This window comes from Tsukamurella sputi, assembly GCF_007858445.1.
GTDB classification, from domain to species: Bacteria; Actinomycetota; Actinomycetes; order Mycobacteriales; family Mycobacteriaceae; genus Tsukamurella; species Tsukamurella sputi.
In genome coordinates, this window is the sequence record NZ_VIGV01000096.1 from 1 (window position 1) to 619 (window position 619).

Consider the following 619-nt stretch of genomic DNA (forward strand, 5'->3'; position numbering starts at 1 on the left):
AGGGAAAATTAAGCATTAGGATAGGTAGATTTAGAAGCTTAGACGGGGTAGAATAAGGCTGTTTTTAAACTATTTGTAGGAGAATTGTAGTATGGCTAAAGTCCTTGATGTGGTGAAACCAGGCGTACTCTTTGGTGATGATGTCCGAAAGGTATTTGCAATTGCTAAAGAGAATAATTTCGCATTGCCGGCGATTAATGTTGTCAATACAGAATCAATTAATGGGGTTTTAGAGGCGGCGGCTAAAGCTAACTCTCCTGTGATTATCCAGTTCTCCAATGGTGGAGCACAATTTTATGCCGGTCGTGGATTGAAGCTTCCAGGATATGGTGGTCATGAGGCTGCTGTTTTAGGGGCTGTATCAGGTGCGAAACATGTTCACACAATGGCAGAAGCTTATGGTGTACCGGTCATTCTTCATACCGACCATGCGGCAAGAAAATTGCTCCCATGGATTGATGGTCTTCTTGAAGCAGGTGAAAAATTCTTTGAAGAGACAGGTAAGCCACTCTTCTCCTCACATATGATCGATTTATCAGAAGAGTCATTAGAAGATAATATTGCAACTTGTGTGGAGTATCTTAAGCGTCTCGATAAATTAGGAATGACCCTTGAGATC

General features: G+C 41.7%; 1 protein-coding gene. It reads left to right on the forward strand.

What is annotated here, in order from left to right:
• Nucleotides 1-91 precede the first annotated feature (91 nt).
• The coding region (locus FK268_RS25970) for a class II fructose-bisphosphate aldolase (RefSeq protein WP_193560330.1) at nt 92-619 on the forward strand (528 nt) is incomplete at its 3' end.